The 21151-nt window shown below is 65.8% G+C and carries 25 protein-coding genes; 13 read left to right on the forward strand and 12 right to left on the reverse strand.

Translation table 11 applies throughout. The annotated features are described in order from the left end of the window. Positions 1 to 89 precede the first annotated feature (89 nt). Together ACLMAL_RS36695 and ACLMAL_RS36700 are read left to right on the forward strand one after the other, a co-directional pair. A complete protein-coding gene (locus ACLMAL_RS36695; protein WP_412003264.1) occupies positions 90 to 233 on the forward strand; it encodes a malic enzyme-like NAD(P)-binding protein in 144 nt (47 codons plus the stop codon). Further along, complete coding sequence (locus tag ACLMAL_RS36700) at positions 202 to 582, forward strand: malic enzyme-like NAD(P)-binding protein (protein ID WP_412003265.1); 381 nt, start codon at positions 202 to 204, stop codon at positions 580 to 582. The genes ACLMAL_RS36695 and ACLMAL_RS36700 overlap by 32 nt, the downstream gene beginning before the upstream one ends. Here ACLMAL_RS36700 and ACLMAL_RS36705 read toward each other — a convergent pair. Next, positions 554 to 1357, reverse strand: a complete 804-nt coding sequence (locus tag ACLMAL_RS36705; protein WP_412003266.1) for an alpha/beta fold hydrolase — start codon at positions 1355 to 1357, stop codon at positions 554 to 556. The genes ACLMAL_RS36700 and ACLMAL_RS36705 overlap by 29 nt on opposite strands. A 227-nt stretch (positions 1358 to 1584) precedes the next feature. Between ACLMAL_RS36705 and ACLMAL_RS36710 the strand changes: the two genes are divergently transcribed. Together ACLMAL_RS36710 and ACLMAL_RS36715 are read left to right on the forward strand one after the other, a co-directional pair. Beyond that, entirely contained in the window at positions 1585 to 2835 is a 1251-nt protein-coding gene (locus ACLMAL_RS36710) for a GAF domain-containing protein (protein WP_412003267.1), read from the forward strand. 491 nt (positions 2836 to 3326) lie between these two features. Next, on the forward strand, positions 3327 to 4850 hold the full coding sequence (locus ACLMAL_RS36715) for an FAD-dependent monooxygenase (protein ID WP_412003268.1): 1524 nt from the start codon (positions 3327 to 3329) through the stop codon (positions 4848 to 4850). An 87-nt stretch (positions 4851 to 4937) separates the two neighbouring features. Here ACLMAL_RS36715 and ACLMAL_RS36720 read toward each other — a convergent pair whose 3' ends face one another. Continuing rightward, positions 4938 to 5411, reverse strand: a complete 474-nt coding sequence (locus tag ACLMAL_RS36720; RefSeq protein ID WP_328410852.1) for a DUF1801 domain-containing protein — start codon at positions 5409 to 5411, stop codon at positions 4938 to 4940. A gap of 142 nt (positions 5412 to 5553) precedes the next feature. After that, on the reverse strand, positions 5554 to 5910 hold the full coding sequence (locus tag ACLMAL_RS36725; protein ID WP_412003269.1) for a VOC family protein: 357 nt from the start codon (positions 5908 to 5910) through the stop codon (positions 5554 to 5556). A gap of 238 nt (positions 5911 to 6148) precedes the next feature. On the opposite strand from ACLMAL_RS36725, the gene ACLMAL_RS36730 reads away from it, so the two are divergent. Both ACLMAL_RS36730 and ACLMAL_RS36735 read left to right on the forward strand, forming a co-directional pair. Beyond that, positions 6149 to 8932: a LuxR C-terminal-related transcriptional regulator gene (locus ACLMAL_RS36730; protein WP_412003270.1), complete on the forward strand. Its 2784-nt coding sequence runs from the start codon at positions 6149 to 6151 to the stop codon at positions 8930 to 8932. A 21-nt stretch (positions 8933 to 8953) separates the two neighbouring features. Beyond that, on the forward strand, positions 8954 to 9613 hold the full coding sequence (locus ACLMAL_RS36735; RefSeq protein WP_412003271.1) for a class I SAM-dependent methyltransferase: 660 nt from the start codon (positions 8954 to 8956) through the stop codon (positions 9611 to 9613). A gap of 101 nt (positions 9614 to 9714) precedes the next feature. On the opposite strand, the gene ACLMAL_RS36740 is transcribed toward ACLMAL_RS36735, so the two are convergent. Then, complete coding sequence (locus ACLMAL_RS36740) at positions 9715 to 10764, reverse strand: BtrH N-terminal domain-containing protein (RefSeq protein WP_412003272.1); 1050 nt, start codon at positions 10762 to 10764, stop codon at positions 9715 to 9717. Positions 10765 to 10852: 88 nt separating this feature from the next. On the opposite strand from ACLMAL_RS36740, the gene ACLMAL_RS36745 reads away from it, so the two are divergent. Both ACLMAL_RS36745 and ACLMAL_RS36750 read left to right on the forward strand, forming a co-directional pair. Next, positions 10853 to 11464, forward strand: a complete 612-nt coding sequence (locus tag ACLMAL_RS36745; protein WP_412003273.1) for a TetR/AcrR family transcriptional regulator — start codon at positions 10853 to 10855, stop codon at positions 11462 to 11464. A gap of 121 nt (positions 11465 to 11585) precedes the next feature. Next, positions 11586 to 12815 (forward strand): cytochrome P450, encoded by a 1230-nt coding sequence (locus ACLMAL_RS36750; protein ID WP_412003274.1) that lies wholly within the window; start codon positions 11586 to 11588, stop codon positions 12813 to 12815. A gap of 71 nt (positions 12816 to 12886) precedes the next feature. Here the strand turns inward: ACLMAL_RS36750 and ACLMAL_RS36755 are convergent, their stop codons facing one another. Both ACLMAL_RS36755 and ACLMAL_RS36760 read right to left on the reverse strand, forming a co-directional pair. Then, positions 12887 to 13195, reverse strand: a complete 309-nt coding sequence (locus tag ACLMAL_RS36755) for a spore germination protein GerW family protein (RefSeq protein ID WP_412003275.1) — start codon at positions 13193 to 13195, stop codon at positions 12887 to 12889. Between the two features lie 231 nt (positions 13196 to 13426). Further along, positions 13427 to 13750 (reverse strand): hypothetical protein, encoded by a 324-nt coding sequence (locus ACLMAL_RS36760; protein ID WP_412003276.1) that lies wholly within the window; start codon positions 13748 to 13750, stop codon positions 13427 to 13429. A 511-nt stretch (positions 13751 to 14261) separates the two neighbouring features. Here ACLMAL_RS36760 and ACLMAL_RS36765 point away from each other — a divergent pair. Continuing rightward, positions 14262 to 14741 carry a DUF6461 domain-containing protein gene (locus ACLMAL_RS36765; RefSeq protein WP_412003277.1) on the forward strand — a complete coding sequence of 160 codons (480 nt, stop codon included), beginning with the start codon at positions 14262 to 14264 and terminating at the stop codon, positions 14739 to 14741. Positions 14742 to 15178: 437 nt separating this feature from the next. Here the strand turns inward: ACLMAL_RS36765 and ACLMAL_RS36770 are convergent, their stop codons facing one another. The 3 genes from ACLMAL_RS36770 to ACLMAL_RS36780 all read right to left on the reverse strand — a co-directional run bounded on the left by ACLMAL_RS36770 (position 15179) and on the right by ACLMAL_RS36780 (position 16847). Next, positions 15179 to 15925 (reverse strand): hypothetical protein, encoded by a 747-nt coding sequence (locus ACLMAL_RS36770; RefSeq protein WP_412003278.1) that lies wholly within the window; start codon positions 15923 to 15925, stop codon positions 15179 to 15181. 256 nt (positions 15926 to 16181) lie between these two features. Further along, positions 16182 to 16445 (reverse strand): hypothetical protein, encoded by a 264-nt coding sequence (locus ACLMAL_RS36775; protein ID WP_412003279.1) that lies wholly within the window; start codon positions 16443 to 16445, stop codon positions 16182 to 16184. Positions 16446 to 16640: 195 nt separating this feature from the next. Beyond that, positions 16641 to 16847, reverse strand: coding sequence for a tyrosine-type recombinase/integrase (locus ACLMAL_RS36780; RefSeq protein ID WP_412003280.1), 207 nt, complete (start codon positions 16845 to 16847; stop codon positions 16641 to 16643). Between the two features lie 102 nt (positions 16848 to 16949). Between ACLMAL_RS36780 and ACLMAL_RS36785 the strand changes: the two genes are divergently transcribed. After that, on the forward strand, positions 16950 to 17804 hold the full coding sequence (locus tag ACLMAL_RS36785; protein ID WP_412003281.1) for a helix-turn-helix domain-containing protein: 855 nt from the start codon (positions 16950 to 16952) through the stop codon (positions 17802 to 17804). Next, on the forward strand, positions 17801 to 18616 hold the full coding sequence (locus ACLMAL_RS36790; RefSeq protein ID WP_412003282.1) for a DUF998 domain-containing protein: 816 nt from the start codon (positions 17801 to 17803) through the stop codon (positions 18614 to 18616). Before ACLMAL_RS36785 ends, ACLMAL_RS36790 begins: the two co-directional genes overlap by 4 nt. A gap of 208 nt (positions 18617 to 18824) precedes the next feature. Here ACLMAL_RS36790 and ACLMAL_RS36795 read toward each other — a convergent pair whose 3' ends face one another. After that, entirely contained in the window at positions 18825 to 18947 is a 123-nt protein-coding gene (locus ACLMAL_RS36795) for a hypothetical protein (RefSeq protein WP_412003283.1), read from the reverse strand. 191 nt (positions 18948 to 19138) lie between these two features. Continuing rightward, entirely contained in the window at positions 19139 to 19585 is a 447-nt protein-coding gene (locus ACLMAL_RS36800; protein WP_412003284.1) for a MarR family winged helix-turn-helix transcriptional regulator, read from the reverse strand. Positions 19586 to 19667: 82 nt separating this feature from the next. Here ACLMAL_RS36800 and ACLMAL_RS36805 point away from each other — a divergent pair, with 82 nt between their 5' ends. Together ACLMAL_RS36805 and ACLMAL_RS36810 are read left to right on the forward strand one after the other, a co-directional pair. After that, positions 19668 to 20042, forward strand: coding sequence for a cupin domain-containing protein (locus tag ACLMAL_RS36805; protein WP_153809249.1), 375 nt, complete (start codon positions 19668 to 19670; stop codon positions 20040 to 20042). Positions 20043 to 20083: 41 nt separating this feature from the next. After that, positions 20084 to 20458 carry a cupin domain-containing protein gene (locus ACLMAL_RS36810; protein ID WP_412003285.1) on the forward strand — a complete coding sequence of 125 codons (375 nt, stop codon included), beginning with the start codon at positions 20084 to 20086 and terminating at the stop codon, positions 20456 to 20458. 12 nt (positions 20459 to 20470) lie between these two features. Here the strand turns inward: ACLMAL_RS36810 and ACLMAL_RS36815 are convergent, their stop codons facing one another. Beyond that, positions 20471 to 20728 (reverse strand): hypothetical protein, encoded by a 258-nt coding sequence (locus ACLMAL_RS36815; protein ID WP_412003286.1) that lies wholly within the window; start codon positions 20726 to 20728, stop codon positions 20471 to 20473. Positions 20729 to 21151: the final 423 nt, after the last annotated feature.

A 21151-nucleotide genomic window follows, 5' to 3' on the forward strand; every position in this document is an offset into this window, starting at 1 on the left:
AGGCAAGCGCAGGGTTGATCCGGTTGCGATGGGTGGGCCGGCGCCGCACTGATGGTGCTCGGCGGCGTGCTCATCACGCTGCTGTTCGAATGCGTCAACCTCGAACAACGGAATCCGCCGGCCGTGCCCCGCTGACCGAGCATCGGATCGTCTTGCTCGGTGGGGGCACAGCCGGCATCGGCATCGCCGACCAACTCCGCGATGTCGAGACCGTGCGATGGGCACGGCCGTGACCAGGCGCGGTCGCGATTCTGGTGCATAGACCGCTACGGCCTGCTCACCGAGGGCATGCCCGGGTTCCGTGGACTTTCAGGTCCCCTACGCTCGCCCTGTCGCCGAGGTCCGCGAATGGGATTAGTGCGCAACAGAATCCGTCGTCGGCCTGGCCGAGGTAGCACTCGCGTGCAGCCGACGGCTCTCATCGGCACCGCCACCGAGCATGGCGCATTCCCCGAGGCGATCGTGCGGGACACGCCCTTACCGAGGGACGTTTTGCCGACCGTGCCGCCGGGAAGGACAGGATCGCCGCCGGAATTTGTCTTGTGCCGGCTCTTCAAAGGAAATCGGAGAGAACTTCGTTGAAGCGCTCCGGTTCCTCGGAGAACGGCGCATGACCGCTGTGCTCGAACCGCACTGCCTTCGCAGCCGGAAGTTGCCCTGCGAGCCATTCTTCGAGTGGACCGGGGAAGATTTTGCTGCGCGCGCCGTAGATCAGCAGTGCGGGCACGGTCACCTCGGGCAGGACCGACCGGAAGTCCGCGAAGGCCATGTCGTACCAAATGGCACATGCCGCCGACGTCGACATCTTCGTCGTCTCCGCATATATGGCGTCGATCACCTCGTCGGGCGGTGTTTCGGCGAAGCAGGCGGCTATGAACGGCTTGACCACCGACGGGCGGGCGTGCTTCACCGCCTGCACGAACACGGCGAGGTCGCTCTGGGAGTAGCCACCTTGCAGCGGGAACTCCCACCCCGCCGAGTCGAGGAAACGCGGTGACTGATCTACGAAGGTCACCGACCGCAGCTGCGCACACCCGAATTGTTGGATGTAGGCGAGGATCACCGCGGTGCCCATCGACCACCCCACCAGGGACACGTCCTCGAGCGCGAGATGCTGGAGCAGGCTACGGATGTCACGCGCGTACTGCGCCAAGGTGTGGCCGTCGTCGGTTTTCCCGGAGGCACCGTGCCCACGAAGATCGACATTGATCACCCGATTCCCCTCCGACAACGCAGGCACGTTCTGTGCCCAGAAGGTGGTGTTCATCGTCCAGCCGTGAATAAGCACGACGGGACGACCGGCACCGTGATCCTCGTAGTACATCGGCACACCATCAGGCAGTTCCAGGTAAGGCATCAACGACCTCCAGTTCGTGAGAAGAAGTGCTTCCACACGATGGCGTGCCTGCAGTCGCAAGGCCAAGGTGGAGACCAGGGGTTGCATCAACGTTGCAGCGAGAGGCAACCCGTTGTCAGAGTTATGGTGACGTGCTTACTCTTGTTTCGAGCCCGATGAACGCCATGACACGGCGGCCGGCGGGACCTCTCCGAATCGACCGGAATACCACGAGGCGAACGCATTTGGTGACAGGGCAGACGCATTTGATACGTGCAGACGTGCGCGCCTCATGGGATCGTGCACAACGTCGAGGTCTGCATCCGGACCGGCATCTGCCCGAGGTCGGTTTGGCCGAAGACGAGGTCCGGACCTGGCGCAGGGACCATCAGATGGCTTCGGTGTGGCCGATACTGTTCGCGAGCCTGGAGAGTGCGGCGTTCGAGCCGGGGCACGTGTTGTTCGGTGGCGACGCCGACGGCCATCTGCTGTGGGTCCAGGGTGATTCCACGACTCGCCGGGTGGCGGAACGAGCAAACCTTGTCCCAGGAGCACGATGGCACGAAGCCGAAGCCGGTACCAATGGTGTCGGCACGGCCCTGGCCCTCAGCAGACCCTTCCAAGTCCGCGGAACCGAGCACTACCTGTCGGTTGCCGCGGACTTCACCTGCACCGCGGCACCCATCAGAGACCCGGTCAGTGGTGCGGTGATCGGTGTCGTCGACGTCACCTGCAAGCTCCGCAACATGAATTCGCTTGCGCTGCCGCTGGTTACCACGGCAGCGCGACTCGCGGAGGCGCATCTGCGTGATCTCGCCCGGCAACGTCATGCCGAGATACTCACCCGCTACCGCGACCGCGTCCTCAATCGTGTCGGCGGCCACTGTGCTTTGATCTCGCAAGAGGGGCGGTTGTTGGATGCCGCTCCGTCGAGTTGGCTGCCTGCTATCTGGCCGGTACCGGTGATAGAGGGCGAAACCGAATTACCCGATGGACGTAGGGTCGTTGTCGAACGACTCTCGCTGGGCGGACCGTTCTCCGTCTATGCCCTGCCGGACCACGCTGCCGGCCGGCAAGCCCCACACGTGACCTCGCTGGGCCGTAACCGCGCCGAACTGTGGATGGATGGGGTCGTCCATGAGCTCAGTCTCCGGCACAGCGAGCTGGTGGTGCTCCTGCTCGCCAACCCTGATGGATTGACTGCGGCGGCATTGGCCGAAGAGCTGTACGGGAACGCCGGAAAAACAGTGACGGTGCGCGCGGAGCTCGCCCGGCTTCGACGAATCGTCGGTTATCGCCTCTCGTCGGATCCGTACCGTCTGGACAGCCGAATCCGCACCGATTTCCAGCAATTGGAAGCAGACGTCGCGAAGGGCTCTGTGGGCGATCTACGGAGCAGATATCCAGGCCCGCTGCTACCGGGATCACAGGCCCCCGGCGTTCGGCGGATACGACAGCGACTCCACAACCGGCTGATGCCCGATCGTCCGGCGAACTAACGGCTGGGGGTTAGGCCCGATCCGCTGTGGATCACGTCACGAGCATGCGCTGAGGTCTCGTAAAGGCGCTTCGCTCACCGCGTCGCGCTTCGAGAAGGATTTCGTAAGTCGCTGAGTGAGGCGCAGTTCATCCGTCGCGGCTGAAACTCGATAGCTGCCCCACGACAAGTTGCGAACGACTCGCGTCGGACGGGCTCGGCTTCTCTGACGGCCCTACCAGCGGTCAGGCGAATGCCCCATCCAAAGGTGCGAAGAACTTCTCGGACCGCGGCTGCGTCCGGAGGCTCTTAGAGACCTGACTGTGCCGACGTACGCGGCAAGCCGCTGCTCAGCGAGGAGGTTGCCCGTCCAGTGCGGGCGATAACGGAAAAGGAGAGCACATAGTCCTTTCCACTCCCAACATATAGCGCACTGGCGGGCTTGCGGCAAGGCCCGGGTTGTGCGGCATACTCGTCCGCCGAAGCCAGAACCTGCGGAAATGGGAGTAACGAGTGACGGACATCGACGTAATCATCGTGGGCGCGGGCCCGAGCGGCCTGATGCTGGCCGGTGAGCTACGCCTGGCCGGAGTGCGATCGTTGGTACTGGAGCGGCAGCCGGAGCCGCGAGACACCCCGAAGGCCAGCGGTATCGGCGGGCGAATTCTGGACTTGCTGCGCTACCGAGGCATTCTGGACCGATTCGAAGCCGCCAGCAGCGACCCCAACGTGGCTCCCCGATTCCCGTTCGGCAATGTGTATTTGGACCTCACGCAACTGGTAGATCCCCCGATGCGGGCGTTGCCGTTGCCACAGCGCGAAATCGAGCGACTGCTCGACGAACGCGCCCGCGAACTCGGCGCCGAGGTCCGTCGCGGACACGAGGTGGTCGGGGTGAGCCAGGACGATGCCACGGTGACCGCGGAGGTGCGCGGGCCCGACGGGCCCTACCGGGTGACCGCCCGATACCTGGTGGGCTGCGACGGCGGGCGCAGCCGGATCCGCGACATGGCAGGCATCCCCTTCCCTGGCATCACCTATCCGGAGGTCAACCGGCTGGGCCAGGTCACCGTGCACGACTCGGTGACTGTGCTCGATAACGGCGATATCGAGGTCCCCGGGCTGGGCAGGGTCCGTGCGGGTTTCACCCGAACAGACCGCGGTGTGTTCGCGTTCGCGGTCATGGACGGGATGCTGTCGATGCAGACCACCGAAGACGAGTCCACCGAATACGACGATGACGAGCCGCTGACCCTGACCGAGCTCGCGGACAGTGCTCGCCGCGTGCTCGGCGCGGATCTCCCCTTGGGAGAACCAATTCGGCTGTCGCGCTACACCTTCAAGGATCGGCAGGTCGAACGATACCGCGATGGGCGGATCATGCTGGCCGGCGATGCGGCCCACCTGCTTCCCGCCACCGGCACGGCGCTCAATGTCGGCATGCTCGACGCGGTCAACCTTGCCTGGAAGCTGGGCGCCGATATCCACGGCTGGGCGCCGGCCGGCCTGCTGGACACATATCACGACGAGCGCCACTTCGCCGGCGCACGTGCACTGAAGCAGACCCGAGCCCAGGTGGCACTGCGGCGCGGACAGGACCTGGCCGCTGAGGCACTGCGGGAAGTCTTCCAGGAACTGCTCCTCGACGAGCCGGCATTGCGCCGCATGGGCGCCCTGGTCGGTCACGCCGACATTCGCTATCCGATGCCGGGCTCCGACCACCACGCCTTGACCGGCACCTTCGCACCCGACCTCACCCTGCACACCGACCAGGGCGTCACCAGCGTCGCGAAACTCATGCACACCGCACGGCCCATCCTCCTCGACCTCGCCGATCGCCCTGAGCTCCGCGAGATCGCCGGAGACTGGCAGCATCGGATCGAAATCCGCACCGCGAAAACTGATGACCGACCGGCCGACGCCCTACTGATCCGCCCGGATGCCCACATCGCCTGGGCCGCAACGATCGACGAACCTGCCGATACCGCCGCGCTCGCGCTGCGGGAAGCGCTCTCCGGCTGGTTCGGCGCACCCTGAAAACAGGAGTGCCGATAGTTGATCGGCACTCCTGCAGTGCGCAGACGCAGGCTGGCCTGCCACTGGGTGCAGTGGCAGGCATAGCCCTCAGCCCGCCGCTTTTTTGACGAGCTCGCCGAGCCGTGCCTCGTCGGCGGCACTCAATGTCGTCAACGCGAAAGCGGTCGGCCACATGGTGCCGTCGTCGAGGTTCGCGGTGTCGTTGAACCCGAATGTCGCGTACCGCGCTTTGAACTTCTCCGCGCTCTGGAAGAAGCACACCACCTTGCCGTCCCTGGCATACGAGGGCATCCCGTACCAGAGCTTGGGCGACAAGTCCGGTGCGCTGGCTTTGACGATGGCATGGACCCGCTCGGCCAGGACACGATCGGATTCCGCCATCTCGGCGATCTTCGCGAGCACGTCGGTCTCCCCGTCCGCCTTCGATGCCCGCGAGCCGCGGCGCGCGGCCGTCTTCAACTCCTGGGCGTGCTCCTTCATCGCGGCACGCTCCTCCTCCGTGAAACCCACGGAAGTCTTGCTTTTCGCGGTTGTGCGGGTGGTGGACTTCTGAGCATTCATTGCTGGTTTCCTTCGTGTCAGTTTGCTGGGGATGATCTTGATGCTGGGCATCAGTAGCCCGGGCGACCTGCCGGGTGGGAGCGTTGAGTTAGTTGTAGACGTTGGTGCCGGCGATCGGCGGCAGCAGCGCCGAGGGCGGCACTCACCGGTCCTGAAGCAGCCCTAGGACATTGCCATCGAGATCGATGACGGTGGCCACCCGACGGCCCTCACCGACGTCGCGCACGGGCTCTTTCACGGTGGCGCCCGCAGCGGTTACCTCGGCCAGCTTCGCCTCGATGTCGGACACGTGCCAGTACGCCACCGGTGCGGTCATGCCCTGCGGTCCACCGCCCGGCACCAGCCCGATGTGCTGGCCTTCGGTCTCGAAGCCGACGTAGTAGGTTCCGTCGGTCTGCGGTGGTAGGCCGAGCAGGGCGGTGTACACCCTCTTGGCCGTTGCCAGGTCGGAAACGGGATACAGCACGGTCTTGATTCCCCAGGTGGAAGCGGCAGTCATGATCAGTCCTGATGTCGTGGGTGTGGTCGGGGGTGACGGCGAACGGGAAGGCCGGGAATCGACAGTCCGATCACTCGGATGGCGACTTCGCCGTTGAACCGTTCGTCTTGCGTCCATGGCAATTACGGTAGGCACGGCTCGGCGGCGTCACATCCGTGTCGAGCACGGAACGTTCCACTGAATGAGTACGTAGCTATGCCCGCGCGACGGGAAGAGACCGGTGCGCGAAGATGGGCAAGTGTCACAGCAGAAGGTTGCCGCCGGGATCTCCGACCGGGAGGCCGAGGTCCTGACCCTGGTCGGGGAACATTGCAGCAATGCCGAGATCGGCGCGCAGCTGTTCATCTCGGTGCGCACCGTGGAGACCCATGTGTCCTCGCTGCTGCGCAAGGTCGGTGTCCCCGACAGGCGGGCGCTCGCTGCCCACGCGGTCAAGCTCGCCCGCGCGGAGCGGACGAGCGAGACGATGGTCGCCCTTCCCTCGCCGTTGACGTCGTTCGTCGGCCGAGCCCAGGAGCGCATCGCACTGCGCGAGGCCGTTTCCGCGCACCGTCACGTGACGGCCCTCGGTCCCGGCGGGGTCGGCAAGACCCGACTGGCGTTGGCCGTCGCTGCGGACCTGGCCGGTGATTTCGCGGACGGCGTCTGGTTCGTGGACCTCGTGCCGGTCACGGATCCGGCGATGGTCGGATCCGCGGTGGCCAGTGCTCTCGGCCTCGGTGAGCAACAGGGCCGCAGCCTCGACGATTCGGTGCTGACCGCCCTCGCCGATCGCCAGGTCCTGCTTGTGCTCGACAACTGCGAGCACCTCCTCGATGGCGCGGTGCCCTTCATCGAGCGCCTGCTCGCTCGCTGCACGCGCGTGACCGTACTGGCCACCAGCCGGGCCAGGCTCATGGTGCCCTTCGAGCAGGTCTATCCGGTTCCCCCGCTGTCCCTCGACGGCGACGCCGCCGCGGCGGACGCCATTGCGCTGTTCTTGGAACGAGCCGCTGCCCTGGGCTGGCCCGTAGATCCGGGGCAATTGGACCGGGTCGATGAGGTCTGCCAGCGGCTCGACGGGCTCGCTCTGGCAATCGAGCTTGCGGCCGCCCGGCTGCCCACGCTCGGTCTCGACGGTCTCACCGCGAGCCTCGCCGATCCGCTGCGGCTGTTGGTCGGTGGACGTCGTGCCGACGAGCGGCACCAGTCTGTGCGGGCCATGCTCGACTGGAGCCAGGCCCTGCTCACCACCTCGGACCGGTGCCTGCTCCGGCGCATCTCGGTCCTCGTCTCGCCCTTCACCGCCGCGGACGCCGCCGAGGTGGCCGGATATCCACCGCTGGAGCCGAACGCGGTCGCGGATGGCCTGGCTCGGCTCGCCGAGCAGAGCCTGCTGACCGCCGTGGCTTCCTCGGGCGGCACTCGCTACCGAGCCTTGCAGACAATCCGCCAGTACGAGACCGAGCAACTCATCGCGCACAGTGAGCTCCGCGAAATGCTTGCGCGCCACCTGCGCTGGTGCTCGACGGCCGCCGCCGCGTTGGCCGAGGAATCGCTGCCCGCCAGCGGCGACTGGCGCAAGAGGTTCGAGGCCGCAGTCGACGACATCCGGGCAGCCCTGGCCTGGGCAGCGGAACAGTCCGATCACCGTGCCGACGCGCACGACCTGGCACTGGCCCTGGCTCAGCTGACCTTCACCCGGAATCTGGTCGGCGAGTCTCAGCAGCGGTACGAACAGGCGGCGTCGCTCACCGACGACCCGGTCGTCGCGGCATCGGCGCTTCGGAACGCCGCGGTGGTGGCCGGTTGTCGAATGCGCGGCGAGGACATGTACCGCTTGTACCGCGCCGCCGCGGACACCGCACGTAGTGCCGGAGATACGGCCCGCGCCGCCCGCGACCTGGCCACGGCCGCAATCACTGTCTATCGGATGGCCGACACATTCTCCCAGTCGCCGCCCTCGGGCGAGGCCGCGGCGCTGCTGTCGCAGGCACGCGAGCTGGCCGGCGACGACCCGGCCGCCGAGGCCGCGGTAGCCCTGGCCGAGTGCGGTGTTCTCGTCGACGCCGTCGACTCGAATCACGGTGTGCCCGAGGCGATCGCGCTCGCCGAGCGGGCAGTCGACCTGGCCGACCGGACCGGCGATCCACTGGCCCACAGTGCGGCCCTCGACGCGCTCGCCGCGGCCCAGTGCTGGGCGGGAGATCCCTTCGCCACCGCGGCAACAACCCATCGGCGAGTCGAGCTGCTCGCTGCGGTTCCGATGACACCGGCCAGCGCGCTCGAGCGGGTCAACGCGCTCTCCGAGGCGTCCGAGACCTGCATCGGGGCGGGTGATTTGGCGGGGGCTCGCCGATGGGGTGAGCAGCTTCGCGACTTGCCGTTGCTGGCCGAACGGGGTGACTTCGCGACATCGCGGCTGCTGGTGGCGGATGCGCTGGCGGGCAATGTCGACAATGTGCTCGCCGGCAGCAGACGGTTCATCGACGCGTGGGAGCTCTCCGGACGCCTGCACGCGCCCAACCTCGCCACGGCAGCGGCTGCGGTGGCGCTGGTCCACGGCCTGCGCGGTGACGACGCGGCGCGAGCCGAGTGGCTGGCCATCGTCGACGAACTCGGTGTGACACCCGAGCAGAAGGCCGCCTACAGCGCCGTGTTCGACGCCATCGTCCTGCTTCACCACGGACAGGCCGACCGAGCCTTGGCAGCACTATCAGCCGAGCCCGACGAGATGGACGAGCAGGTCATCTGGGTGTGGCGGCATTGGTACTTCGCACTACGTGCCGAAGCCGCGGCGCTCGCCGGTCATCCGGATGCCCGTGGCTACCTCGCCACGGCTCGAACCGTGGTGGCCGGTAACCCGATCGCCGGCGCGATCGTCGACCGAGCCACGGCTCTGCTCGACAACGACCCCGCACGCCTACTCGCCACCGCAGCTGCCTTCGAAACAGCCTGCTGCCCCTATCAACAAGCCCGTACGCTGACTCTGAACGGCGGCTCCGCGGCAGCCGGCAATGCCGCCCGTACCGACCAGGCCTAACTCTGCAGGAAGGGGACGAAGTTGTCGGAGCGATCAGGAACCCTTGCTGACGATCCGTTCGGTGATCGGCACCCAACCAGTCACGAGCGGCTGGCGGGACTGTCCTGGGATGCGTCGTACCACGACGGTCCTGCGCCTTGGGATATCGGTCGGCCGCAGCCGGCAATAGAGCGGGTGGCATCCGATGGCGGATTCGCCGGAGCGGTGCTCGATGCGGGCTGCGGGACCGGCGAGAACGCTCTGCACGTCGCCTCGCTGGGATTGTCGGTGCTGGGCGTCGACGTGGCCGAGACGGCACTGGCGATCGCCCGGGAGAAGGCGCAGGACCGTGGGATCGAGGTCGAGTTCGCTGCGGCTGACGCGTTCCAGTTGGAGCGATTGGGGCGCAGGTTCGAAACGGTGCTGGATTGCGGACTGTTCCACACCTTCGACGGCGACGAGCGACCCGGATACGTGGCGAGCCTGGCGTCGGCGACCGAGCACAACGGAACCCTGTATGTGTTGTGCTTCAGTGACGATGGTCCCGATACCGGCCCGCACCCCGTCGGTCGGGACGAGCTGAGGGCGGCGTTCAACCCCGGCAATGGATGGAATGTCGCCGCAATCGAACCCGACCGGATTCACACGAGATTCCACGACGACGGCGCACCGGCCTGGTTCGCGACAATCAAACGGATCTAGACTGCAGACCTTCTGCAGGGGTGACCGAGTCTGTGGCAGTAGGCATTTCGGTGCCACGTCGTAGTCGGCGCGCTGAGTGCACGCTCGTCGTGGCGATCGTCTCAGGGTGCGGTGGCCAGGGACAGGGCGTCGGCGGCGCGGTGTTCGGCCGCAGGTAGGTCGGCTATGCAGGCTGCCAGGTCGTTGTGGTCGGGGGAGTCGGTGGTGGCGAGCGCGGCGAAGCGGCTCCAGATGTCGGCGCAGTCGCGGTAGGCGTCGGCGGCTGCGCGGAAAGGCTTGTCGCCGGTCAGGTCTGCGACTTCCTTGCAGAAGTCGGATTGCAGGCGGCGGAAGAAGCCGCCGCCGGTGCCTGCCTTCTCCACGAAGATGCGGACGGTGCGCAATGCGATGCCGAGTTCGTCGGGGGTGAGGTCCGCGGGCCATCGGGCGACGTCGTGGCAGAACTTCTCGACGCCGGCCAGGCCGAGGGTGCGGGTGGAGCCGGGCGGGAGGGACGTTTCGGCCGCTCCGATCGGTTCCTCGGTCTTACCGTGCAGGTTCGCGACGGTGGCCGTTGCGGCGTCGCGGGCGGCGAGGAGCAGGTCGGGGAGCCGGTCCGGGAAGTGCATCGGGTAAGTGGCGTGGCGGTTGGGGTCTGGAAAGCCGCTGGAGTAGCGGGCTTTCGCGAGTGCCTGTAGGGGGACCGTCTGTACGTCGTCGCGGTCGTTGTCGACGATATAGGCGATCTCGGCGTCGGTGTCGTAGCCGATGACGACGATGTCGTGGCGGGTATTGGAGAGTCGGACGCGCAGGTAGGGGAGTTCCATGATGTCTGCCCAGACCATGACCGGCCGGCCCGCGTCGAGTTCGCCGGTGACCCATGACCAGGCGAGGGCAGGATCGTCGGTCTGGTCGCGGCGGGTGTCGATGCCGAGGCGGGCGCACAGATCCAGCTCCATATCGGCCGTGCGGCCGACGAAGTAGAGCGGTGGCATGAGGCCGGGGATCTGCAGGTATTGGAAACTCGGCCCGCCGCCCATGCCGAAGACCAGCGCCTCACTGGGCGGGCCGTTCCAGCCGAGTCCAGCCCATTCGATGAGGTCGCGCAGGGCCCCGGAGCCGCAGTGGCCGCCGAGGCGGTGCGGGTAGTCCTCGATCAGCACGCGTGCCACGCGGGGTCCTCCATTGTTAACAGTCCTGTGTGATCTGTAATGGAATAGCATGGGTTCGGCGCAGTGTGATGTCAACCGGAGGTGAACCGTGTCGGTGCCGATGACCCCGTGGGGTCCGGTGGCGGCGGACCCGCCCGCGGAGGATCGCAAGAATCAGATCCTGGACACCGCATGGCGTTTGGTGGTGGCCCAGGGCGTCTCGGCGACCTCGATGTCACAGCTGGCTGCCGAGGCGGGCATTTCCCGGGTACTGCTCTATCGTCACTACGAGAACCGGGACGCGGTCGTACGCGACCTGCTGGCCCGCGAGCTGTTCCGGTTCTATGCCGAACTGCATCGGTTGCCGCAGCCCGGCGACGCGGTCGAGGGTGCCGCACGCAATATCCTGCACACCATTGCCTACCTGCGGAATAGTGTTCTGCTGCGCAAACTTCTGGTGGCCGAACCGGCGCTGCTGCCGTATTTGACGCTGGAGGCCGGGCCGCTGCTGCAGGCGTCGAGCCGGTGGTTCGCCAGCCAGATGATCGAGTGGAGTGTGCCGCCGGAGCGGGCCGCCCGGGCGGCTGAGATGCTCACGCGCTTCGTTGCCTCGGTCGCGCTGACGCCGCGGGTGAATATCGATTTCGATGATGTCGCCGAGAGTCGCGAGGTGGTGACGGCGCTGGTGCGCGGGCTGATTGGTCCCGGCGCTTCGATGTGACCGGCCGGGTGTCTGTCCGATGGGTCTTGACATGCCGCGTTCGCGGACCGAACCTGTCTGTTAACAACTGTGCATGGTGTGTCAACAGATTAGCCGCGCTGTCGGACAAGGAGCGTGCGCGATGACCGCTACCGATCGGCCGCCATCCTCGGCGGGACAGCTCCTGGCAGAGGTGCTGCTCACCGACTTCGGCGCCGCGGGACCCTATGACGGCTATCGGCGATTGCGGGAACTGGCCCCGGTATTGATTACCGGCGGTCGCACACTCGTGCTCTCCCGATACGCGGATTGTGATGCCGTGCTACGTAATCGGGTGATCGGCAAGGCCGACGAGTCGCTCGGATTCCGGCTCTCGCCGATTCCCGAGGAATTGCGGCAGCGGGCCGCGTACCGCTTCCGCCGGACAATGCTGTTTCGCAATCCGCCGGATCACACGCGGCTGCGTCGGCTGGTGTCCTCCGCTTTCACCGGACGTCACGTGGAGGAACTGCGTGCCGCCGTAGTCACGCAGATCGAGACATTGCTCGACGGCTTGGCCGAGTACGACACCGTCGACATCATTTCCGAACTGGCGCTTCCCCTTCCGGTCGGCGTCATCGGAGACCTGCTCGGCGTACCCGAGGGCGAACGCGCCGCCGCCGCGCCATTGATTCGCGACATGCTCGCGCCACTGGAGCCGAGCTCGGACGCCGCGGCCGTCGCCCGCTCCGCCGTCGCCGAGGACGAACTGGCCGCATACTTCGCCGATTTGCTCGCGGCCAAACGCCGCCGCCCGGCCGATGATCTGCTCAGCCGCCTCGCCACCGCGCGCGGGGCGGACGGGCTCGACGACGACGAATGTGTCGGCAGCGCTATCCTGCTGTTCACCGCCGGATTCGAAACCACCACCAACCTCATAGGCAACGGCCTCGCCGCCCTTCTGGCTTTTCCGGATCAACGCGAACTCCTGCGCAGCAGACCGGAACTCGCCCTCGGCGCGGTCGAGGAGCTGCTGCGCTACGACGCCCCCGTGCAGACCGACGGCCGCACCGTCCTGGAGCCGACGACCGTGGCGGGTATCGAATGCGAGCCCGGCCGCGTCATCCTCATGCTGCTCGGCGCGGCCAATCGCGATCCGGATCGCTTTTCCGATCCCGACCGACTCGATCTCACCCGCTCCGGCTCCCCGAATCTCGCGTTCGGCTCGGGCATCCACTTCTGCCTCGGCGCACATCTGGCCCGCATGGAGGGCGCCGAACTCTTCCCGCGCCTGCTGGCCCGGTTCCCTGCCATAACGCCTGCGGGAGAACAGATATGGCGATCGGGGCTGTCCTTCCGCGGGCTGCAATCGCTACCGGTCTCACTGAGCTGATCAGGAGTCGAACAGCTCGAACGATTCCGCCACGCCTGCCCAGTCGCCACCCATGTTCAGGTCCAGCGGTGTTATCGATGAATAGTGCGGCGAAATTTGATCGCCGAGCGGATCATCCACGGCGCAGCGAGTCCGGCAGCGATCGCGGTCAGCGGCACGATGACATGGCCCCATGCATCACGGATCGGGTGGTAGCGCGCGCCGCCGTGACTGATTTCGATGTAGCCCAGCGGGCGTACCTCGATGCCGCCGCCGACACTGTCGCCCCCGCCACCGAATCCGAAGCCCGCGCGCGCAACGGGGATGATGGTGATGCCGTCGGCGGTGATCGGTTCGCCGAAAACTGTTGCTGCACCGGCTCGTCCACCAATCGAGTCCACTATTTGCTCCAGCATTGCCCTGGGAGAATCTGCGGCACCGGGCCCAGTGGGCCCAGCTGTCGGGGAAGCAGGATCCTGCGATGCCTGCATGGTTGTGGACCTCCGTAGCCGTTGAAAATGTTTGAGCACCGGTGGTGGCGTACCAGACTGAGCGACGCGTTTTATTGCAACGCAAGCTCCGAACGAAACCAGTTTCGTTCGGAGCTTGCTCCTTGCGCGTTCGACCGCTTCTTACCTGGCCGCCACGCCCGACCAGCCGTAATGCGTCGCGAATCCACCCGGAGCCACGGTCGCAGTGGGCTCACCTGTGCAATCGTTGGATGCGTAGACCAGGAAATTGCGCTTACTGCGGTTTTCGAAGCGTATGTCATGCGGGAAACCACTAGCCCAGCACGAGTCCAGGTTGCTCAGCTCCAGGGTGCCTTCGATGATCACCACTTCTCGGTCGTCCCCACTCCCGGCGGAGCCGGTGGGGAGGGCCGAGACAGTGGGAGCCGCGACGGACATTGCAGCGAAGACGAGAGCGCCTGCGACAGAGCACATTCCAGTTTTCACCAGCTGATACTATAAGTGACCGCCCCCCCGGGCCCAGCCATCGCCTCACCCGCCGCTCGGATCCCCGACTGTCGGAAGCGCGGTCACCTCGGCGGCACCCGGAGTGGCGGATGTGCAGCGTTCGAGCGTCTTTCCTGGCCGCGGCAAGTTCAGCCCATGGTCGCTGTCACCAGGCACGGCCCGGCCTTTTCGAGGGGCTGGCCGGCGTCGATTCGGCGACAGCCGTAGGGGTCAGGTCGCCGCATCGTGGCCGGTTCGAACAGCACGATATGCGGCATTTCCGGATGTTGGACTTCCATCGAGTCCCGCAACAGCCCGGCGCGTGGAACCGGCTTGTCCGCCGGAGTGGTCGTCGCTACTAGACGACGGTCCCGGGCGGGCCCGGCCATGGATGTCGGTGGCTCATGGAAGTGTCAGCCGCTGTGACTGCTTCAGTTGATGACGACGCCTGGTTTCATGATCATGGACTGTGTTTCCCGACCTTGATCGCGATCAACGAACCAAGGGCGTCGTGAACACCACGACCGGTGGCCTTGAGTGGCTGTACGACACGGATCAGCCGTTGGTCGGCCTCACCTTCGCCCGTCAGATCAACGCCCGGGAGCTATTGGAGCGGATGGGCGTCGACCAAACCACCGTGGCGATGCGCGGGCCGGATGACTTCCACTACGAGCTGGGCGGCCTTCTCTACGCATCCGACGGATATGTGGTCAGCGCAGGGCATTACCGAAGCTGGGCCTGGGTGTGGGAGCACGGTAGTTGGAAATCCATCTACGACCGAGGACTGGTGCTGCGCGCCTCGATCGGAACCGCGGCACTGGAGCTGCGCGCCACCGGAAAACCGGGAGCGGTGTTCCAATACGCCGAGAACGGCCACCTCATCACCGGACTCAGCACCACGGACAGCAGCCTCGCACGGACAGGCAGCGACCCGCACCGCTTCGACCCCGAGATCCAGGCACTCGGCGCCCGACCCGAAGAATACGAATAGGGCCCCTTGGGGACCCGCGGAATGTTCTACAGGCTTGCAGAGAACCTCGGCGTCGGCATCTCTGAGGATGACCTCACCAACCGTCCCGTCCTCAGCGGCCGGCTCCTGCCCCAGCCTCGCGGTAGCTGCCGAGTCACCCAACACGCGCGCCGGCGTTCCTCGCCTCGGAAGCACAGCACGGTCAGCCGACTTCCTGGAAGGTTTCGATCATCTGGATCAGTAGCGCGCGTTGAGCTTCGGCTTCCGATGTAGTCACGGCGCCTCGGTCGGGAAACGAGCGGACTGGTGACAGCAACGATGGAAGAACGGTGACAGATAGCGTGGTCACCCCGCCGACGATCGGACGTCGGAAGCCCCTGTCAGCCAGGCCATCTGATCAGCTGACCAACGCGCGCGCAGCGGCATTACAGGTTGTTCGGAGCCCTCGAGGCTCGTGCTCATTTGTCGGATGGTGTGGTTTCCGCGTCGGGTGGAAGCCGTTTGCGGGGAGGGTAGATCGGGTATGGGTGGTGTCCGAACAAGTAGTCGCGGAAGGTTCGCAGGTATTCGTCCTGCTGCTGTTGATCGAGGAACGTGGTCGTGTTCGGGTCGAACCAATCGCTCGGTGCCGGGCTTCGCGCGATCACGTAGTCGAGGGCTTCGCGCACCATGTCCCCGTAGCTCGGTTCGTTGATGATGGCGAAGCGCAGTTCTGGTGCGTAACGCCACATCTGATCGCCCAGATGGGTGTAGGGCATCTTGCCGACCGGCCAAAGCAGACTATCGACATGCGGGATTTCGTCCCACCACTCCGGAAGTGGGTCGGGGCGCATGCTGGCCCCCGGCTGTGTGGGTGAATCCGTGAGGCGTTCCGGGCTGGAGTCGGGTGCGGCAGGATTTCGGCCGACGCCTCGGGGACGCCACATCGGCCCGGTCCAGAGGTTGCTGGGCGGATACCAGATGCCGCGCCACACGGGGACTCCGAGAGTGGGAGGGTTCACCGGAAGTTCCTCGGCGAGTGAGACGTCGACGGTGATGTGGCGCATGGGGGGTAGCTCTGTGTCGTCGGGTAACAGATCCGCCACCATCGACAAGCAGTCCCGCTCGTCGAATCCGGTCACACCGACGCCCTGGCTCAGACGCGGCCAAAAGAATCGTCCGCTCCCCAGATCGAATTCGATCCAGAACCGCCGCACCGTGGGCATACGCGCCCTCCTCCCATGGCCCCCTACCGCCGAGCGCTTACCTACGATACCGACGTCCGATCGGTGCCCGCCACTCGATAATCGGCAGTTGCGGACGTTCGAGAACGCGCGCCACGCGGCAATATGGTGCGTTCCGCCGGCCTCGGATCGGCAGGGCCAGTTGACCTTCGCTTGCCCCGCGTCGGCTGGTTCGATCCGCCGCACCGCCGCACCCGGGCCCGATACCGTCCGGCGTTGCCGGACCAGTGACCGGCGCTCAGCTGGCCGCGCGTGCTCGCTGCCGCTGGATGAGATCACCCACGGCGGCTGGGCGGCTGAGGTAGGGAGAGTGGCTGGTCTCCCAGGTCTCCGCACGAGAGCAGCGCGCGGCGAAGCGGTCCGGCAGTGGCGTCGCGATGGTCCGGTCCTGCTGCCCGCGCAGGTAGATCGACGGCGTGTCCCGCCAGCTCACGCGAGCGGGCGTGGCGGCGAAGATCGACGGAGGTTCCGGACGCAGCAACTCCACCGCACGCGTGGCCACCGATTCCTCGACGTCGCCGTAGAGCTTCGCGCGGGCGTCGTCCGGGTCGAGCCGAAGCCGCCCGTCCGCGTCCGGAAACGCGAGCAGCCCCTCGCCGGGCTCGCCAGGGGTCTGCGCGAGCAGCGCGGCGGGAGATCACCAACGTCGAGAATCCAGCTGTTGAGGAAGATCAATCCAATGTCGTGCGTTGAGTTGTCATGTGCCCGAGGCCATGTAGGCGGCCAGGATGTAGTTGGCGTGCCGGTCGAGGTTGGTTCGAGCACGGTCGTAGCGCATGGTGGTGCGAGGGTCGGCATGGCGAGCGGCGATCTGGACGTCGCGTAGGTCGACACCTGCGTCGAGCATGGTCGTGACGAAGGTGTGGCGCAGCATGTGCGGGTGTATGCGTGGAAGCCGGACCACCGAGACCTTTGGACAACCCTCCTCTGAACGTGCCCGACTATCATCGCAATGTTGCGTGTGGGTGCTGCGCAGGGGTTTTCACGTTTCCGTAGCCTGGACCGGGTGGGAGTTGCGGATACCGGCTGCGGGACTGGTGTGGGTTGGGATTTCGCGGGTCCGTCCGCTGCCGCGCCGTCGGGTGCCGCGATCATCGGATACCGCGATGTGGGTGGCGCTGGGTTGGACTTGCGGGTTGCCGCGACGACGGCGGTCGCCGTGGTGATCGAGTTCGGGGGTCGCGAACTGATTGTCGACGACGCTGGTGGGCGGCAGGCATTGGGCGGTTTCGTCGTGGGACTTCCCATGGCGGCCATGCGCATTCGTAGCAGGCAGGCCGAGTGCGTGGAGGTTCGCTTGTCGCCGATCCGGGCGCACTCCCTGTTGGGTATTGCCGCAACCGATCTGGGCCGTGGCGTTGTCCCGTTGGAGGAGCTGTGGGGATCCGAGGTTCGGCGACTGCGGGAGCAACTCGCGGACGCCGGGACCTGGGAGGAACGGTTCGCACTGACGAAATCGTTTCTGGCACAGTTCGAACCGATGCGGACGCCGGATCCCGAGGTGATCGCCGCCTGGCATCGCATACTCGCCTCCGGTGGCCAGGTGAAGGTCGGCGAGCTCGCCGAATACCTCGGATGGAGCCGTAAACGGCTGTGGGCGAGGTTCGAATCCCAGATCGGTCTGACACCCAAGCGGGCGGCGATGCTGGTCCGATTCCGGTGCGCGGTCGTCGGTTTGCTGGCGGGCCGGCCCGCCGCCGACGTCGCGGCGGGGTGTGGGTACACCGATCAGGCTCATCTGTGCCGGGATGTGGCGATCTTCGCGGACCGCACACCGGGGGCGCTGCACGCGGACAATCTGCCTGTCATCGCCCTGGATCGGTACCGGGCCTGGGGAACATTTTTCCAATCTCCGGGGTGACCGATCGGTCGATAGTGGTGTTCACCTCGGGTGCGGTCGGCGAGCCGAACGCAACTCGAACCCTCGCCCCGATCGACGACGAGAGGACAGGTGTCGTGACCAACACCCCCGGCCCTGCGAAGCCACAGACCGCCCAAACCTCAGCACAAAGTACTGGAAAGCAGTCCGCCGCGATGAAACTGCTGCTGGCTTGCGGTGTCATTGCTCCGCTGCTCAACATTGTTGTCATTCTCATCCTTGGGGCCATACGCCCTGGCTACAACGCCTGGATAGTCCCCGACAGCAACCTCGAACTGGGGCCTGGTGGGTGGATGCAAATAACCAACTACATCGTCACCGGAACGCTCCTGCTCGCTTTTGTCATCGGGATGAGGCTGCTTCTGCGTACAGGACATGGTTCCACCTGGGGCCCCATCCTGCTCGGCATCTACGGCCTCACCTTCATCGCCATCGGGCCCATCCTTCCCGACCCGTCGCTAGGTTACCCACCAGGAGCGTCGAGCGCGCTAACCATTCACGGCGCCATTCATAGTCTCCTTGGTCTGCTTCAGTTCACTTCGCTGATTGCCGCTTGCTTCGTGCTGGCACGGCGCGATGAGGCGCTCGAAAGTCGCGGCTGGTCCCGGTATTCGGTTGCCACTGGCCTGCTGGTCGCCACCTCCTATGTCGCCTTCGTTCTCACCGCCAAATTGGTAGACGGGGGACCGACAGGGCTCATTGAACGGATTGGGATCATTGCCAGCGGCATTTGGATTGCTCTGTTGGCGATCCGCCTGATGAGCAGACCGCTCGCACGCGTGTCCGTCGAATAAATGGGTCTGTCAGAACTCAGGTTCCTCCTGGTCCTTCTCCTACTCGGGGACGTCGGTCATGACACCAATTGTCTGGTCCCAACGCCGTGGACCATTCGGAAACCACGGCAGATCAATCTGCACGATAATCGGCAGATGCGGACGTTCGCCGACCGCCCGCCCAGCGGCATGAGAGTGCGAATTTTGCGAAATTCAGGTACGGCCGCGGCTACTCGGCCGGGTCGAGATCATCGCAGTAATTCTCGTCTTTCCCGTCGTTCGCCCAGACGCAATAGCGCGGATTCACGAGGGACACGCTCACAGCGTCGGGGGCGAGCTCGATCGTGATCACAACTGTTCCGCCCTCCCAAAAGATCTCGCGGCGTGGGTCGTCGTATTACTGGGGCAGCGCGAGCCCCGCCGTAGATGTGGATCTTTGATTCCAACTGCCGCGGAGAGAGTTTCGAACCTCGCAAGCTGTGCTCGCCAATCGCAGGAGCCCGGCACGCTCGAACCGGAACGGGTGTGATGCAATAGCTCGGCTCACAGCGGCCGGAAGGCGCGTGCGGTAGTGGAATCGGTTGCGGCGTCGATGATCTCGCCGAGCACCGCCCGCACGGCGGCGATCTGATCCGCGCCCACCCGTGCGGTCAATCTCCGCTCGTAGTCCGCGTGGAAGGTCCGGACGGTGTCGAGCATGTCGCGCCCGCGCTCGGACAGATGCAGCAGTTTGGCACGCTTGTCATTCGGGTCGGCGCGGCGCTCGATATAACCCTGCCGGACCATCTCATCCACCACCTTGGCCGCACCCTGCGCGGTAATCCCCAGGTGCTCGCCCAATTGGCTCGCGGTGAGCGCGTTGTCCGCGAGTGTGCGCAGCACGTACCCGTACGACGCGCCCAGCACCTGATGTCCGTGCCCGGCCAGGTGTGCGTGCAACTCCTGCACGAACCCCTGGTAGGCCTGCCCGAGCAGTACGCCGAAATCCATACTTGACTCCCTTCGCTCCAATATGTTCAACTCAAGTTGTACACCACAGTTGAACACCTTGGTTGAATATCAGGAGTAGAGCATGCCACTCATCAAATCCGCCGACGCACCCACCTTCCGGGCCCCCCTCATGACCGCCGTCGGATTGGCCGCTCCCAGCCGGGGTTCCAGCGAGAACAGCGTGTGGCGATTCACCCTCGAAGCGGGCAATCCCGGTCACGCACACGCGGTGTCGCGTGAGGAGATCTTCATCGCGCTTTCCGGGCGGGCGCAGGTGATCATCGACGGCGAGACCGGCGAGCTTTGCGCCGGGGACGCCCTGGTCATCCCCGCGCACACCGTCTTTCACCTGAGCGTCCCGGGCGATGAGCCGTTCGAGGCGGTGGCGGTGCTGCCGGTCGGCGCGTACGCCCAGGCCCCCGGCGGCGATCGCGTCAGCCCGCCCTGGGCTCAGTAGTCCACGTACACAACCTCATTCACACCGCACAGGAGAGACCCATGCCGCTCATCACCGCCGACCAGGCCCCGCGATTCGAGAACGACCACGCCGACTTCGTCGGCCTGGCCGCCCCCAGCCGCGGTTCCACCGAGAACTGTGCCTGGCGGCTCAGCATCAAACCCGGCGTCGACGCCCCGCCGCATGCCCTGGACCGCGAGGAGATCTTCATCGCGCTCTCGGGATCGATGATCGTCACTATGGGCGACGAAACCCTCACCGTCGCAGCGGGAGACGCCCTCATCCTGCCCGCGTACCAGCAGTTCGCCATGGCCAACCCGAACGCCGAACCGTTCGAGGCGATCGTGGTGCTGCCCATCGGCGGGCAGGGACTGATCCCCGGTCAGCCGCCGGTCACCGCACCCTGGGCGCGGTGACACCCGGCGCACCTACTGGTAGGCGAAAACCGCTCGTGCGAACTCATCGTGCTCAACCGCGCGGACGAAGGCCGAGTACTCGAGCTCGTCGAAGAACAGCACCACCATGCCCGCCGATCGCGCCCACTCCGGTGCCTCACCGAATTCGTACAGCCCAGGGTAGTCCTCGGCGAGAATCGAGTTTTGTTGCGCGGCAATGGTATCGGTGCGGTCATCCCGGAACGGGCAGATCAGATCGCGAACCGCAAGCCGCGAGGATACTTCCCACACCCGAGCGTCCTCGGCAGATGATCCAGGTAGGCACGAGCTCACCCAGTTCTGGCGCTGTAATCGGCATTATGGGACGTCTCGAGCCGCAGCCGGTCTCGTCCGTCGAACGCGGCGGTAGGCGGCATTGCGGGATGTCCTGAGCGACAGCGATCTCGGGCCGCGTGATCGCCAGCGGGGTTAGCTGGCGTGTTTAGGGCCGATCGCGGTGTCAGTGGAGGCGTCAGGCGTGTGTCAGGTCGGTGTCAGTCAGCCCGGCAACAGTGTGTCCATCGAACAAAACGACCGGCACCGACACGGTTCGGGTCGCTGCCACAACCGATTTCGAGGAGTACACGACATGTCCATCACCCTGACCGACCAGGACAAGGCCACCCTGCGCACCGCCGCCTACGGTGCGGTGTCGCTGCTGGCCGCCGCCGGTGC

The organism is Nocardia sp. CWNU-33, assembly GCF_046764895.1.
GTDB lineage: Bacteria > Actinomycetota > Actinomycetes > Mycobacteriales > Mycobacteriaceae > Nocardia.